The sequence below is a fragment of the Enterococcus sp. DIV1059_2 genome, from assembly GCF_051713685.1.
Taxonomy (GTDB): Bacteria; Bacillota; Bacilli; order Lactobacillales; family Enterococcaceae; genus Enterococcus_D; species Enterococcus_D casseliflavus.
In genome coordinates this window covers 2,447,762-2,463,435 of the sequence record NZ_JBIOQK010000001.1, presented here as the reverse complement: position 1 = coordinate 2,463,435, position 15,674 = coordinate 2,447,762, and the positions used below count along the sequence as shown (strand labels likewise).

Genomic DNA, 15,674 nt, shown 5'->3' with positions numbered 1-15,674 from the left:
TTTTTCTCAGAGAGGTGTTGTGAATGAAAAATGTAACGACAAGCCGATATATCGTTTCTCTTGTCTGTGTCGCGATTTTGTCTGGAGGCGGTGTCTACTTATGGCAAACAGCCCAGCAAAATCAGCAGACGACACAGCCGGCGACAGAAACGACGACAGAAGCCAGCGGGATGGAGAAAATCCAGTCGTTGTATGACCAGATCCTTGCGAATTATTACCAAGAAGTCGATGAGGATGCATTGATTGAGGGTGCTCTTCAAGGGATGACCGATGCGCTTGACGATCCTTACACGACGTATCTAAACCAATCAGATGCGGATAACTTGGATCAGTCCCTCTCAGGAAGTTTTGAAGGGATCGGTGCTACTTTGTCGATCGTGGAAGACTATCCCGAGGTCGCACAAGCGCCAATCAAAAACACCCCTGCAGAAAAAAGTGGTCTGCGCATGAATGATCGAATCGTCAAAGTTGATGGGGAAGATACGCAAGGACAGGAATTGTCTGAAGTCGTGAGTAAGATTCGAGGGGAAAAAGGCACGCAGGTGACCTTAACGATTCAGCGTGGAGCAGATACCTTTGATGTGGAAATCACTCGGGACGTGATCCCAATCGAAACGGTCCATGGTGAACTGGTTGAAAATGATGATACGATCGGTCGAATTGATATTACCTCCTTTGCCGAAAACACAGCAGCTGAGTTGAAAGAAACGATCACCGAGTTGCGGGAAGACGGTGCGAAGTCGTTTGTTCTTGATCTAAGACAAAATCCTGGTGGATTGCTGGATCAAGTCCAGATCATGGCAAGTATGTTTTTAAAAAACGGTCAAACGATCGTGAAGTTTGCCAACAATCAAGGGGTTGTCAGTGAGACCAAAGCGAGCGAAGCATTGGATGAAGGATTCAAAGTCACAGAGCCAGTCGTTGTTTTAGTCGACGGCGGCAGTGCCTCCGCAGCTGAGATTTTTGCCGCAGCCTTGCAAGAATCAGCGGATATCCCAGTCGTTGGTACGGAAACCTTTGGTAAGGGGACCGTTCAAAATGTGAAAGATCTGGGGGATAATAGTGAATTAAAAATGACGGTCATGAAATGGCTGACACCGAATGAAAATTGGGTCAACGATCAAGGTGTGATGCCGGACTATGAAGAGGATTATCCAGAATATGCGTATTTCCCGCCATTACCTCGTGATAATGCCTTAAAAGCTGGACAATCGTCAACGGCTGTCAACAATCTGAATCAATTTCTTAAAGCGTTAGGGTATGCCACGAGCGGCGATACCTTCAATGACGAGACGACTGCAGCTGTGAAAGCCTTCCAAGAAGCTCATGACCTAAAGGCAACTGGTGAAGTCGATGCCGACACTGCCCAAGCAATTGAAAAAGAAGTAGCAGAAAAACTCAAAGCAGAGGACCCAGCGTACTTAAAAGCACTGTCCTTGCTTTCAGAAAAATAAGTAAGGAATAAATCGGAGAGGAGGTAGATTTGTGAATGCCAAGAAACAGTGGATCGATCGTTTTTGGCTAGTCGTAAAATATGCCTTGATCGCCTTTGCAACAGCCTTCTTGATTCGGGCATTTTTACTGATTCCGGTTCCTGTTGAAGGGAACTCCATGGAAGGAACGTTGCAACAAGGAGATATGGTAGTCATCGAAAAGATTTCACCGATCCAGCGTTTTGATGTCGTTGTTTTCCAGCTGCCAGATGGTTCGACCTATATCAAGCGAGTGATTGGCTTGCCGGGTGAGTCGGTAAAATATGTCAATGATCAGCTTTACATTGATGATGAACCGGTAGATGAAGATTTTCTAGTGAAAAACCGCAGCAACGATCATGAGTCTGCCTCTTATACCAATGATTTTGATTTGGAATCTTTATTGGGCGTGGAGAAATTAGGCAAAGACAGTTATTTTGTCATTGGTGATAATCGACGTGCCTCTAAAGATAGCCGCTCCTTTGGTCCTATATCAGGCGATGCGATTTTAGGCAATGCCCGCTTTGTTTATTATCCATTGACTCATATTCGGCTGATTTAGACTGAGAAAAATAGAATGTTCCTAATAAACATCCCCCCTTGGAATCATCTGTTGATTCCAAGGGGGGATTTTGTATAGCAATGATCCTTTTTCAAAAGGATGTGGTTTGTATCGAGAAAAGGGTGGACTTAGGCGCTATTGGCAGTTATTCTTTGTATTTTTTCATTAAAAGCAGCCAAGAGTTTCTGACATAGATTCGTTTCAAAATCACGGTAGCGGCAAAAATCAATGATCGCAGTGTTTTCCTCGGTTGTAAAAGGAGGTAAAAGCTGTGGGGAACTCAGAATATAAAAGTCAAAGGGTTCCTCTGTGGGCAGCGTGATCCGTTCAATTTCAACATAGGGCAATCGTTCACATATATTAAACACTTCCATTGAGACCAAGTAATTGGATACATAGACAAAAGCAACTTTAAGCTTATATTTCTGTTCCTTTTCGATGTAAATGGGGTAAAGCAAACACGCTTGATAAAAAGCAAGATCCGTATAACAGGCTTTTAACCACTCGTAGCCTTTGCGGTTTGCTATTTTACGCCAAAAACTCTGAATCGTATTTGTCAAAATCGTATGTAATGGGTACTTATCTTTGATTACAGTTGTTTCGAAAAAATTTAAAAGAGGGACTTTTTGCTTGAATATGCAGAACTTCAGCAATGTAAGATATGTATTCATATAAAGAAACGATTGATGGTCGAAATCAAAATCACAGAGAAATTTTTGGCAGTGTGCTTCAAATTCAGCCATCAGTTCCTTTAACTCCGATTTTTCATGCTTGTAACAGTCTTGAATGATCGGAAGGCGCACGTCTGCTGCTGAAGTTAGCATCGGCCAGTAATAAAAAAGGAAAAACAAAGCATTGATCTCAAGAATATCTATCGCTGAATCAATGATTTCAAAAAACGCTGAAAAGAAATCAAGATTTTCACCACTGGGAATAAAGGACTGGTTCGTTAACTGATAAAGATTTGTCGCGTGACCATTCTTGATACGAAATAGACAGATTTTGCAATGAAGCAAGGCTTCTTTTTTGCCAATCTCATACTTGCTTTTGTACTTCGTTCCTTCGTAAGTCACAAAAAGTTCTTCGATCTCTTGATCAAATGCCCTCGCCAAACTATCTCCTAAAGAAATGTGCCAGATAAAATTAAACAATAAGATGCGAATCACCATCTCCGAACCTGTAAGTGCCATAGCGGACTGATTTAACGTCACGTTGAATTCTTTCAAATGGTCTTGCAGCTTCTTTGTTTGCCGAAAGCAAGTCGAACGACTGATATAGTTTCTTTGGCAAAATGCCAGTAAACTTTCATCTTGATTGGTCAAGATGCTTAACAATAATTTGTAAGAAATGCTTTCTTGCGCTAAAAATTGCTGATATTGGTTGTATTCAATCAAATTTTTAGGAAGATTCAGGGTGTTTTTATGTAATGAAAGATTCACTGGGGAGAGGTTTTGCAAGTCGAGTTGGATCGAGGAAAGTAAACTTTTCAATCGTGTTGCACTCAAATGGGTCAGATTTTTCACGAACTCTAGGTTGTATTCACCCGGAGCAATTGATAATAGTTTTCCGTAGAGTCCGATTTTGTCTAACGCTCGGGTATCTAAGAGTATTTTTTCAATCAAATGATCACCTTCTTGTTTTATTAATAACGTATTTATATAACGGTGTAAAGACACGTCTCAAAACTTTTGCTTTTTTTTAGAAAAATTGAGACAAATTTTTCATAGAACTGTCTCATAAAGAACAAAAATAGAAATCGCAGGTGAAAAACGATAGTTTTTTTACATTATTAAATAACATATAGATAATGAATTGACTTTAAAATAACCAGCTTTTTTTTCTTATGAATAACTAAAGGTGTGCCAATTAGTTCTATTTTTCAGAAAATAAAAAAAAGAGGTGTCTTTTGCTTCTTTCTTGTATGATCAGCTTGTAATTTTTGATTCTTTGAAAGGAGGTCTTTTTATGTTTTTGACAAAGAGACACCACTGGTTCTCTTTCATTTTCTGTATGTTAGGGGGAATATTATTTTTCATTTATTCGAGTTTGCAAATAAATGGGACTGCAAGTGCACAAGAAGAACATACGATCACTATTGCTGAAACGAAGCAGATCAAACTGACTGGTCACCAAGAGGGCACTCAATTTTCTTTATGCTATCAGCTACCACAAAAAAACAAACAGCAGCGTCTCTGGGTACAACTATACGCGATCGATGAAACGAAGGAACAGTTGTTACTAAAAACAAGCAATGAAGAGATGACTCAAGTCAAGGATGATTCCGCACAGTCTTGGCTTACAACCCAAGATTTCTTGCAAACACCAACGGAACAAGAACTAATCTTTCAGCTGCCTGAAGAAACGAAAAAGCTAAAGTTGATGATTCAGATCGAAGAATATGACAAGGAAGGTGAAGAATCGTACAACCTACTGTCTTCGAATGAATCAGTTTTTGAAATCCCACTTGCCACAAATTCTGCTTCTTCAGAAACGTCAGAAGTCAATTCTGGCACTGGATCCTCTTCAGAAGCCGTGAGTGAGTCGACCTCGGAGCAAGCGTCGACTGAAAGTTCAAAAGAAGTTTCGAACGAAGAAACGAAGGAAGAGACAAACGAGACAGGAACGGCGACAAATGCTTCTGAAGAGGAAACGCTCATTGAACCATTTAAACAAGAACGTCTTTATCAAAAAACGACCGTTTCACAGGCTTTTGCTTCGATTGAACCAGATTATACGACAGACCAAAGCGGGACGTATCCTGTGGCGAACTGGAAAACTGATGAAAACAGTAACGTCTTAAATCATCAGGGGAACAAGGATGCAGGCGAAACGTGGGACGGCATAACTACATGGAATGGCGATCCAGCAAATTTGACCCATTCATATATTGAATATGGTGGTGTAGGAGACGAAGCAGATTTCGCGCTACGAAAATTTGCCAAAGAGACGAATACCCCAGGACTATTTGATGTCTACCTAAATGTACGAGGGAATGTTCAACGTCAAATTGATCCCATCGATGTCGTGTTGGTAGTGGATTGGTCAGGCAGTATGAATGAGATGGGACGGATCGCAGAAGTGAAAAAAGGCGTGGATCGCTTTTTGAATCAAATTGAAGGAAGCGGCATTCAGGATAGTGTCTACATGGGCTATGTCGGTTATTCCAGTGATGGCAGCAATTATCAAAACAAAACCTGCCAATTAGGAAAATTTTCTGAAGTCAAAGAGACGATCCGATCGATGACGCCAGAAACAGCAGCTGGGGGAACCTTTACACAAAGGGGGCTACGTCAAGCAGGGGATATGCTATCGACGCAAAACGGACATAAGAAAGTCATCGTTTTGCTAACGGATGGCGTTCCTACTTACAGTTATCATGTGTCTAAAGTGCATACCCAGGCAGACGGCAGTTATTATGGAACCGCCTTTTCTCTTACTCAAGACCAGCCGATGAATACATCGTTTCTCTACAATGGCTATTTTGCGTTTGATCAACAGAACAATTATAAATGGATCAACAATACCTTTATCGCCACGATTGGTGAAGCGATGGCGTTAAAAGAACGCGGCATCGAGATTCATGGGTTGGGGATTCAACTGCAAGGAGATCAAACCGCTGGGTATACAAAGGCTGATGTCGAGAAAAAAATGAGACAGATGGTTTCTGCTGATGAAGATGGCCATCTTTATTATGAGTCAGCCAATGAAGCAGCGGATATTGCCGACTATCTCGAGAAAAAAGCCCTTCACATTTCGGCAACAGTCACCGATGGCGAGATTACTGACCCCATTTCGCAGCCATTTGTCTACGAAGAAAATAGCTTGTCCGTCAAAAGTGTCGGGTCTGCTGCTCTAACGGTGCAGCCTGACATTTCGATGTCTGACAATACAATCCATGCTTCAGGTCTTTATTTAGGCGAAGGGCAAGAACTGCAAATTCATTATCAAGTGCGGATTCAAACAGAAGCAGCGGATTTTAAACCAGATACTTGGTATCAAATGAATGGCGAAACGGTATTTTATCCGAATCATCAGTCCGATCAAAAGGCATTGTTTGCTGTGCCATCCGCCAAAGCACCTGGGAAGGAGGTGACGATCAAAAAGCACTGGGAAGAATACGATGGCGATACCTCCAGTCGTCCCGAAACGATCTATTTTGAAATAAGCAGGAGTCCTGTCAGCAATGAGAATAGCTGGCAAACAGGGTATCTCAAACTTACTGAGACCGATGCCCAAGATCAGACAACTTGGGAACGAAGCAAGGTTTACGCGCTTTCTGAAAAGGATGGGACGGAGTACGAAGAAACCCGTTTACTGCCACTGTATAACAATCAAGGAGAAACTTTTGATTATCAAGTCACAAATGAACGAGCAGTGGCAGGTTATGAAGCGACAAAAGTGGACGCTTATACATGGAAAAACACAAAGGCGTTTGTGCCCTTGGCATTAAACCTGATCAAAAAATCCGCTGTAGGAGAGGTGAAGCTGACAGGTGCCGTTTTTGAATTAACGGGGGCAGGAGAGACAGTGACACTTGTGGATCAAGGGGATGGAACGTATGGGCTGCCAGCAGATACTGAGTTGCAAAAAGATCAGACCTATCGTTTGGAGGAAGTCACTGCACCGGCGGGACATCATTTGTCTAAGCAGACAGAGTGGCTAATTCATATCGATGCGCAAGGGAATACGACGATCGATGGGCACCCCGTCACAGTGGACGATCATACGATTACGCTGGAGATCACCAATCCGTTTACAGAAATTCCAGTTGCTATTCGAAAATATACGGTACAAAAAGAGCAGCAAGTACTGTTAGCTGGGGCTGTCTTTTCTCTGCAACAAAAAACAGCAGCGGGGGATTATCAAGAAATTGCCTCAGAAACATCGAATGATGTGGGGACGGCTGAATTTACGATCCTTGAGCCGGGCGCTTATCGCATCTCAGAAACAGCCGGTCCGCTAGGATACGATACGATTGCTGGTGATTATGAGTTTGTCGTTGGTTCAGACGGAAAGATCCAGTATCAAGGGGAAAACGTCGCTGCAGATGCCAACTGTTGGACTCTTACCCATGGCAATCAGTTAAAACCTTTTGATTTGGTGGTCAATAAACAGGATGAACTGGGACAAGCGCTTGAGGGAGCCAAATTCCGCTTAAGCGGAAACGGTCAGACGATAGAATTACCAGAATCCCAAGAATCGCTAGCGGTATTTCATTTCCATGATCTAACACCAGGCAGCTATACCTTAGAAGAAATTGTTACGCCTACAGGCTATGCTGGTTTAACAGCACCTGTGAAAATCAGGATCGAAGAGGATGGCAGTGTCTTGATTGACGAAAAATTGCAGCCGAATCTTCTTGTTTCTGGAGAAAAGAACAATCAAATAGAATTGATCGTCACCAATCAAGTAAAAGTGTCTCTTCCTGAAACAGGAGGGAATTGGCATGGGTGGCTGGCGATTCTTTCAGCAGGTCTACTAGTCCTTTTAACAGGTAGCTATCTGTACGTTACGCGCAAAGATAAGCCTTCATTAAAGTAATTTGACCATTCGTGAAATAAACGAAAATATCAAACATATCAAACATAGAAGAGAGGAAAGAACAATGAAAAAGATTTTTAATCATACGAAAATGGTTTGTCTCCTATTTTTACTTCTGCCATTTGTCTTTTTTGGAACGAAAAATCAGCAAGTATCCGCAGAGAGCAATTTGGCACAGGTCCATCTGCATAAAAAGAAAATGGTCAATCTGCCAGGTTCATTGATTCAAAATAGTGGGACTGAGATGGCAGAGTTTGATCAATACCAAGGCTTAGCCGATGTCACTTTTTCTGTCTATGATGTGACCACAGCATTTTATGAAAAACGATCTGCAGGGGCATCCGTTGAAGAAGCGAAGCGTCAAGTCCAAACCTTGACGCCTGGTTCCCCTGTAGCTAGCGGGAAAACAGATGCAGCCGGTGATTTGGTTTTTGAATTGCCGAAAAAACAAGCCGATCGGGATGCAGTTTACACCATTGTAGAAGACCCTAAAGACGGTGTTACCACTGCTGAGAACATGGTGATCGCCTTTCCTGTTTACGAAATGATCCAACAAGCAGACGGGTCGTATGCTTACGGGGAAGAAGAATTAGACACGATTCATCTTTATCCTAAAAATACTGTCACAAATGAAGGAACGCTCCTTGTGAATAAACGAGGAACGGGGGAAAACGAACCACTGAATGATGCGGAATTTGTCATCTCAAAGCAAGAAGGAAACGCACAGACCAAGAAATATATTTTAAGTGCAGCCGATGGACTTTATACGTGGACGACTGACAAACAAGCAGCGTACCGCTTTTTAACAGGTAAACAATATGCTGCTGGAGAAACGACCATCGATGTTGAAGAAAACCAAAAAGGACAGTTAAAAGTTGAGCAGTTAGAAGCAGGCACCTATCAATTAGAGGAAACGAAAGCCCCAAGTCAAGCCGCCTTGATCGAGCAAGAAACCATCAAGGATTTTTCGATCACAGCAGGCAATGACGTCACGGTTGAGTTAACAGTCAAGAATGACACGACAAATGTTACCAAAACAACACCACAATTAGACGGCAAAGACGTGGGAATCGGCGAAAGAATTCAATATCACCTAACGGTCAATATCCCATTAGGTATCCAAGACAAAGTAGGAGCAGAAAACAAATACAAACATTTCCAATTGATCGATGCGCACGATCCAGCATTGACTTTTGAAAACACAGCAGAGGGAGAAACTGGCTATGCGTTGTATGATGGAGAAAAGAAAATCGATTCAACGAACTATCAAGTAACGGAAAAAGAGCATGGCTTTACGGTAACCATCAATCCAGAATTTGTGCCGCAATTAACGCCGGGAAATCAATTGCGCTTTGTGTATTATATGTATTTAAATGAACAGGCTATGCCTATCAATGGCTTTAAGAATGAAGCAAATGTAGAAACAGATTTCATGACGGATCAAACGCCGCCAAGCGTGGAAGTTTTGACAGGGGGCAAACGCTTCTTAAAAGTCGATGGGGCTGTGACCGCTACCGAAGCGCTGGCAGATGCAGTTTTTGTTGTACGAGATCAAGACCGTGATGATGCCAACTACTTGAAAATCGAAGAGGGAACCAAACAGGTATCTTGGGTGCAAACAGCGGATCAAGCGACGAAATTTACCACAGGAACAGATGGATTGGTTGATATCATCGGGTTGAAATTTGGCACGTACTATTTGGAAGAAGTAAAAGCACCGAAAAATTACGTGCTGCTAACAAATCGCATCGCTTTTGAAGTCCATGAAACGTCTTATGGAACGAAAGAGCAATTGGGAGAGCCCGAAAAAGTTCCTAACCGCCGCAAAGGAACCTTACCAGCAACTGGTGGTGTCGGCACGTATCTAATGAGCGCAATCGGACTGGTGATCGTTAGTTTAGCAGGGGTTTATTTTGTAAAACGGAAAGGGTAAGTAAATGAGATGAAAAAGCACGATGAGTATCAGACGAAGAAATGGCGTAAAAGCACCAACTAGAAAAGTAACTTTATTGGATTTTTTGATGGGTGTTCTGCTGCTGCTAGGGGTTTTGATCATCAGTTATCCTTTTGTAAGTAATCAGCTCAACACGTTTTTGGATCAACAGTTGATCAGTTACTACCAAAGCCAAGCCAAAAAAATGAGTGAAATAGAAAAACAACAAAAAAGGAACCAGTTGGAACGAGCAAATCAAGAGCTAGCACAGCAGCCCAGCAATCCTGGAATCAAAGAAACGCAAGATTTATCAGAAACAAGGGACTCAGAATCAGTTGATACACCTGATTACTATGAACGACATACGATCGGCGTTTTAAATATCCCCGTAATTGGTGTCGCTCTCCCGATTTTTGATCAAACCACCGATACGTTGTTAAAAAGAGGCGCAACATTATTGGAGGGCGCTTCGTATCCAATAGGTGGTGAAGATACCCATGCGGTTCTTTGTGGGCACCGTGGGTTAACGAGTGCAACGCTCTTTACTGATCTGCCTAAGCTGCAGATCGGTGATGAGTTTTATATCGAAACGTTTGATGATACATTGGCGTATCAAGTAGATCAGATAAAAACGGTCGACCCTGATGATACTCAGGCATTAAAAATTGTGAAAGGCAGCGATTACGTCACGCTGTTGACCTGTACCCCCTATATGGTCAATAGCCATCGTTTATTGGTACGGGGCAAAAGAATTCCTTATGTTGAAGAAAAAGAAACAGCCGCCGCCAAAAAAGCACAGCAGCAAAAAGTAGGATTGATGCTAGGCGTGATCACTGTTCTTATCCTCCTCTTGTTGATTAGTAACAGGATTCAGCGGAAAAAACGTCTTCATTCGAATACTTCCATTGATGAAAAGTAAGGATCGTTCGTTTTTCTCACTAAGTAGAAGAAAATGACTTTTTAACCTTAGTCAGAATGAAACATGTCGTGTGAAATATGGTACAATAACTAAGATAAAAGATAGCAAAAAAGCAGTCAGACTATTGTGAGTGTGTTAGGAAAAACCAAAATAAAGCGGTAAGGATGCTTCATTCAACCACTTCCCCAAAATTAAAAGTCAAGGAGCGTTGAAACAAACGCGCTCGAAGCTTTTCCTATGCATCAGGTTGGAAAAAGAACTTTGATCCGCAAACAGTTCAGCTAGTTTGCTGCACTGATGGGTTTTTCAGACTCAAAAAAAGCAAGTAGCCTTCGTTCTTGTCACCTATAGACTACACGAATATAAAAACGACTGTCTTTTTTATCAATTCGAAGAAGTACCAAGGAGGAAAACGTTCAAATGACCATTCAATGGTTTCCAGGCCATATGGCGAAAGCCAGACGTGAAGTAAGTGAAAAATTAAAGTTCGTGGATATCGTTTTTGAACTCGTGGACGCACGCTTGCCGATTTCATCCCGCAATCCGATGTTAGATCAATTATTACAACAAAAACCACGATTGATCTTGATCAATAAAGCGGATCTCGCAGATCCCGTTCAAACCAAAAAATGGGAGCATTATTTCCAAGCACAAGGCTATCTAGCACTGGCAATCAACGCCCAAGACAATCAAGGGGTTAAAGCCATTGTTCCTACAGCAAAACAAGTCTTGAAGGAAAAAATTGCTCGCGACAAAGCGAGAGGCTTGAAGCCTCGTGCGATTCGAGCAATGGTGATTGGCATCCCGAATGTCGGAAAATCGACCTTGATGAACCGCTTAGTAGGGAAGAAAATCGCTCAGACGGGCAATAAACCCGGCGTGACGAAAGGGCAGCAATGGCTGCGTTTTGGGACTGATCTAGAGCTTCTAGATACGCCTGGGATCTTATGGCCAAAATTTGAAGATCCTGAGATCGGCAAGAAGTTGGCATTGACCGGAGCGATCAAAGACCAGCTGATCCATTTGGATGATATTGCATTGTATGGTCTTGATTTTTTTGCCCGCTATTATCCTGAAAGAATCGCGAATCGTTACCAACTAAAAGCGGAAGAAGAGGCGTTGTTAGCGCCCGATCTGTTGATGAAAATCACGGAAAAACGTGGCTATAAAGACAATTACGATCGAGGAAGCGAACTCGTTGTCTTCGACATTCGGCAAGGAAAATTGGGCCGATATACACTAGATCGAGTGGAGGAAATGGAAAGCCAAGATGAAACAACCGATTAAGACAATCAAAGAGCGATTATTTGATCCAGCTTTCAATGACCAAGCGTATTTGCAGGCGCTGCAAGCAGATGAACGAGCGGGGGTCCAAAAGCTGCTGCAACAATACGAGAAACAGCGAGTGAAACACCAGCTATTGCAGGAAAAATACGAAGAAATGATGCGTTTTGAAAACGAAGCATTTCAGCAAGGCGCCCGTTTTATTGCTGGTTTAGATGAAGTGGGGCGCGGACCATTAGCAGGACCCGTTGTGTCAGCTGCGGTCATCTTGCCTAAGGAATGTCAGATCTTAGGTCTAAATGATTCCAAACAGCTTTCTGCCAAGAAAAGAGAAGAGCTGTTTATCGAAATTCAAAACAAAGCCGTTGCTGTCGGTATCGGTGTGGTCAGTCCAGAAGAGATCGATCGGATCAATATCTATCAAGCCAGTCGTCTAGCAATGAAAGAAGCCTTGATCGACTTAGCAGTCAAGCCCGAGTATTTACTGATCGATGCGATGACGATCGATACGGAAATCCCTCAACAAAGCTTGATCAAAGGAGATGCCCGTTCCATTTCCATTGCCGCAGCAAGTATCATCGCCAAGGTATATCGAGACAACTTAATGAAAGATTTTCATGAAGTCTATCCTTTTTATGGGTTTGATCAAAATGCTGGGTATGGAACCAAAGTCCATTTAGAAGGGCTAGCTGCCCACGGAATCTGTCCTATTCATCGAAAAACATTTGCGCCAGTAAAACAATATCTATAAATTTCATCCATCCCTCTTTTTTTAGCGAATCTTATAAGTAAGATTACTAAGAAAAGAGGGCTTTGTTTATGAAGTATCAACAAGCAACAGATTTTGAAAAACAGTTGATAAAACTGTACTACTGTCAGGGAATTGGTCTGCAAGGTTGTTGGAAGATCATTTGGCATTGGTTGGAAACAAAAGAGATGAATTGTTCGCTGGAAGAGATGATTGCCATCGGGGTCCTTCCACAGCACCGTGCGGTTTTTCGGCGATCATGGGAGCGATTGACGGACGAACACATCGCACAAAAGATGGGCGCACAAAACTACCTCACTTTCTTCTCGGCGGAGTATCCGATGCTTTTACGACAAATCGCGGACCCGCCATTGATGCTTTTTTATGAAGGGAATCTGCAATTGCTACAAACGACCATGATTGGCTTTGTTGGTGCAAGAACGGCGTCCTTATACGCACGAAAAGTTTGCGAAAAGCTGATTCCACCTCTAGTGACGGAAAATTATACCATCGTTAGCGGATTGGCCAATGGTGTCGACAGCTTTGCCCACGAATCAGCCATCAGAAATCGTGGACAAACCATTGCTGTGATTGCTTCTGGGATGGACCATTGTTATCCGTCATCTGCCTACCGTTTGTTCCAGCAGATCCGTCAAGAACATCTGGTGCTAAGCGAATATCCCCACGATACCAAACCGCAAAGATACCACTTTCCGCTGCGCAATCGCATTATTGCTGGGATCTCAAAAGGGGTCTGCGTAATTGAAGCCAAGGAAAGAAGCGGTTCTTTGATTACGGCACAGTTAGCGATGGAAAACGGACGAGAAGTTTTTGCAGTGCCTGGTGAAATGATTTCGGATCAGTCAAAAGGTTGTCACCGCTTGATTCAAGATGGTGCAAAATGTACGATTAGCGTGTCGGATATTTTACAAGAGTTAGCCTTTTTTTGATTTTTCCAATCAACCTTCCTTGACAAACCTTTTCTTGAAAGCTATGATAAGCTACGATTTGTATGTTTCATCTGCATACGATAGGTTCACTGATTGATAGAATATAATAGTAGGAAAAATTCAGGAAGGAGCCATTCTTTATATGGCATATAAATATTTAGTAATCGTGGAATCGCCCGCAAAGGCGAAAACCATTGAAAAATACCTTGGACGAAATTACAAAGTCGTCGCAAGTGTCGGTCATATTCGTGATCTCCCTAAAAGTAAGATGGGGATCGATGTCGAAAATGATTATGAGCCTCATTACATTTCGATCCGTGGAAAAGGTGACGTGATCAAAAGTCTCCGTTCTGCTGCGAAAAAAGCTGAAAAAGTCTACCTCGCAAGTGACCCGGATAGAGAAGGAGAAGCTATTGCTTGGCATTTAGCTTTTCTACTTGGACTAGATTTAAAAGATAAAAATCGTGTCGTCTTTAATGAAATCACTAAAGATGCGGTCAAAGCAGCCTTCAAAGAGCCAAGAACGATCGATGTGGATCTCGTCGATGCTCAACAAGCACGGCGGATCTTAGACCGATTAGTCGGGTATTCATTGAGTCCGATCCTTTGGCGCAAAGTCAAAAAAGGGTTAAGTGCTGGACGTGTTCAATCGGTGGCGCTTAAGATCATTATTGATCGTGAAAAAGAGATCCGTGATTTTGTTCCTGAAGAATATTGGAGCATTGATGGAAACTTTAAAAAAGCCACGAAGAAATTCAAAGCCAATTTTTGGGGCTTAGATGGCAAAAAGAAAAAATTACCGAATGCTGAAAGTATTAAAGAAGTCACCGATCGCCTTTCTGGTAAAGACTTTCAAGTGACAAAGGTTGAAAAGAAAGAACGCAAACGGAATCCATCTGCACCATTTACCACCAGTAGTTTGCAACAAGAAGCAGCCCGCAAACTGAATTTTCGAACACGGAAAACCATGATGGTCGCACAGCAGCTCTATGAAGGGATCGCCCTTGGCAAACAAGGGACTGTCGGTTTGATTACCTATATGCGTACCGACTCGACGCGAATCGCTGACACAGCCAAAGGGGAAGCAGCCGAATTTATCGAAAACACCTATGGTTCAGAGTTCTCCGCTCACGGTGGCAAAAAACGCGCCAATGCACAAGGGGCGCAGGATGCCCATGAAGCAGTAAGACCGACCAGTGTTTTGCGTACGCCAGAAGCCATGGAGAAATTCTTAGACAAAGACCAATTAAAATTGTATCGCTTGATCTGGTCTCGCTTTGTGGCTAGTCAAATGACGCCTGCCATTTTGGATACGATGAAAGTTACTTTGGATCAAAATGGTGTCATCTTTATTGCCAATGGTTCAAAGATCAAATTCAAAGGATTTATGCAGGTCTATGTGGAAGGACGCGATGATGGCAAAGAAGACAAAGAGAACATCTTGCCAGAGTTAGTCGAAGGAGATGTCGTTCAATCCGTATCGATCGAACCGAAACAGCATTTCACCCAACCTCCTGCTCGTTACAGCGAAGCAACGTTGATCAAAACCCTTGAGGAAAACGGTGTGGGTCGTCCTTCAACCTATGCACCGACGTTAGAAACCATTCAGCGGCGTTATTATGTGAAATTGACGCAAAAACGTTTTGAGCCAACTGAACTTGGTGAGATCGTCAATTCGTTGATCGAGGAATTCTTCCCGCAAATTGTTGATATGCATTTTACTGCTGAAATGGAAAATAGCTTGGATAGCATTGAAGCTGGGAAAGAAGAATGGGTCAAAGTTGTCGATCAGTTTTATCGCCCATTTGAAAAAGAATTGACAACTGCAGAAGAAAGTATCGAAAAAATTCAAATCAAAGATGAACCTGCAGGCTTTGATTGCGATCTTTGTGGTCATCCGATGGTGATCAAATTAGGCCGCTACGGAAAGTTTTATGCTTGCAGTAATTTCCCAGATTGCCGCAACACAAAACCAATCGTGAAAGAAATCGGCGTTGAGTGCCCTGTCTGTCATCAAGGGCAAGTCGTTGAACGCAAATCGAAGAAAAACCGGTTGTTTTATGGTTGTACCCGCTACCCTGAATGTGACTTTACTTCTTGGGACAAACCAGTGGGTCGTAATTGTCCGAAGTGTGATAATTATTTAGTCGAAAAGAAAGTCAAAGGCGGGAAACAAGTCGTTTGTATCAAAGGCGACTATGAAGAAAATGTGCAAAAATAACTAGCAGGATATCCTGTTAAAAAAGAATCGGCGTATTCTCTTGA

General features: G+C 42.5%; 10 protein-coding genes. 9 read left to right on the top strand and 1 reads right to left on the bottom strand.

The features are described from left to right. Nucleotides 1-23: 23 nt before the first annotated feature. Both IGI72_RS11350 and lepB read left to right on the top strand, forming a co-directional pair. Nucleotides 24-1,454: a S41 family peptidase gene (locus IGI72_RS11350; RefSeq protein ID WP_438754241.1), complete on the top strand. Its 1,431-nt coding sequence runs from the start codon at nucleotides 24-26 to the stop codon at nucleotides 1,452-1,454. A 31-nt stretch (nucleotides 1,455-1,485) separates the two neighbouring features. Next, a complete protein-coding gene (lepB, locus tag IGI72_RS11345; RefSeq protein WP_005229602.1) occupies nucleotides 1,486-2,034 on the top strand; it encodes a signal peptidase I in 549 nt (182 codons plus the stop codon). A 128-nt stretch (nucleotides 2,035-2,162) separates the two neighbouring features. Here the strand turns inward: lepB and IGI72_RS11340 are convergent, their stop codons facing one another. Beyond that, the gene (locus tag IGI72_RS11340; protein WP_213356687.1) at nucleotides 2,163-3,656 is read right to left on the bottom strand and encodes a helix-turn-helix domain-containing protein; all 1,494 of its coding nucleotides are present in this window, start codon (nucleotides 3,654-3,656) and stop codon (nucleotides 2,163-2,165) included. A 343-nt stretch (nucleotides 3,657-3,999) separates the two neighbouring features. On the opposite strand from IGI72_RS11340, the gene IGI72_RS11335 reads away from it, so the two are divergent. From IGI72_RS11335 to topA, 7 genes are all read left to right on the top strand, one after another. Beyond that, nucleotides 4,000-7,575 carry a SpaA isopeptide-forming pilin-related protein gene (locus IGI72_RS11335; RefSeq protein WP_438754239.1) on the top strand — a complete coding sequence of 1,192 codons (3,576 nt, stop codon included), beginning with the start codon at nucleotides 4,000-4,002 and terminating at the stop codon, nucleotides 7,573-7,575. 64 nt (nucleotides 7,576-7,639) lie between these two features. Next, nucleotides 7,640-9,508 carry a SpaH/EbpB family LPXTG-anchored major pilin gene (locus IGI72_RS11330; RefSeq protein ID WP_438754237.1) on the top strand — a complete coding sequence of 623 codons (1,869 nt, stop codon included), beginning with the start codon at nucleotides 7,640-7,642 and terminating at the stop codon, nucleotides 9,506-9,508. 22 nt (nucleotides 9,509-9,530) lie between these two features. Then, nucleotides 9,531-10,427, top strand: a complete 897-nt coding sequence (locus IGI72_RS11325) for a class C sortase (protein ID WP_438754235.1) — start codon at nucleotides 9,531-9,533, stop codon at nucleotides 10,425-10,427. 420 nt (nucleotides 10,428-10,847) lie between these two features. Continuing rightward, nucleotides 10,848-11,714: a ribosome biogenesis GTPase YlqF gene (gene ylqF, locus IGI72_RS11320; RefSeq protein WP_005229614.1), complete on the top strand. Its 867-nt coding sequence runs from the start codon at nucleotides 10,848-10,850 to the stop codon at nucleotides 11,712-11,714. Further along, nucleotides 11,698-12,462 carry a ribonuclease HII gene (locus IGI72_RS11315; RefSeq protein WP_005229617.1) on the top strand — a complete coding sequence of 255 codons (765 nt, stop codon included), beginning with the start codon at nucleotides 11,698-11,700 and terminating at the stop codon, nucleotides 12,460-12,462. Before ylqF ends, IGI72_RS11315 begins: the two co-directional genes overlap by 17 nt. Nucleotides 12,463-12,530: 68 nt before the next feature. Beyond that, on the top strand, nucleotides 12,531-13,409 hold the full coding sequence (dprA, locus tag IGI72_RS11310) for a DNA-processing protein DprA (RefSeq protein WP_121260975.1): 879 nt from the start codon (nucleotides 12,531-12,533) through the stop codon (nucleotides 13,407-13,409). A 142-nt stretch (nucleotides 13,410-13,551) separates the two neighbouring features. After that, nucleotides 13,552-15,630 (top strand): type I DNA topoisomerase, encoded by a 2,079-nt coding sequence (gene topA, locus IGI72_RS11305; protein WP_005229621.1) that lies wholly within the window; start codon nucleotides 13,552-13,554, stop codon nucleotides 15,628-15,630. The last annotated feature ends 44 nt before the right edge of the window (nucleotides 15,631-15,674 follow it).

Coding starts and splice junctions, on each gene's coding strand:
- topA (WP_005229621.1), top strand. CDS start 13,552: ATGGCATATAAATATTTAGTAATCGTGGAATCGCCCGCAAAGGCGAAA.
- IGI72_RS11325 (WP_438754235.1), top strand. CDS start 9,531: ATGAGTATCAGACGAAGAAATGGCGTAAAAGCACCAACTAGAAAAGTA.
- ylqF (WP_005229614.1), top strand. CDS start 10,848: ATGACCATTCAATGGTTTCCAGGCCATATGGCGAAAGCCAGACGTGAA.
- dprA (WP_121260975.1), top strand. CDS start 12,531: ATGAAGTATCAACAAGCAACAGATTTTGAAAAACAGTTGATAAAACTG.
- IGI72_RS11350 (WP_438754241.1), top strand. CDS start 24: ATGAAAAATGTAACGACAAGCCGATATATCGTTTCTCTTGTCTGTGTC.
- IGI72_RS11335 (WP_438754239.1), top strand. CDS start 4,000: ATGTTTTTGACAAAGAGACACCACTGGTTCTCTTTCATTTTCTGTATG.
- IGI72_RS11330 (WP_438754237.1), top strand. CDS start 7,640: ATGAAAAAGATTTTTAATCATACGAAAATGGTTTGTCTCCTATTTTTA.
- IGI72_RS11315 (WP_005229617.1), top strand. CDS start 11,698: ATGAAACAACCGATTAAGACAATCAAAGAGCGATTATTTGATCCAGCT.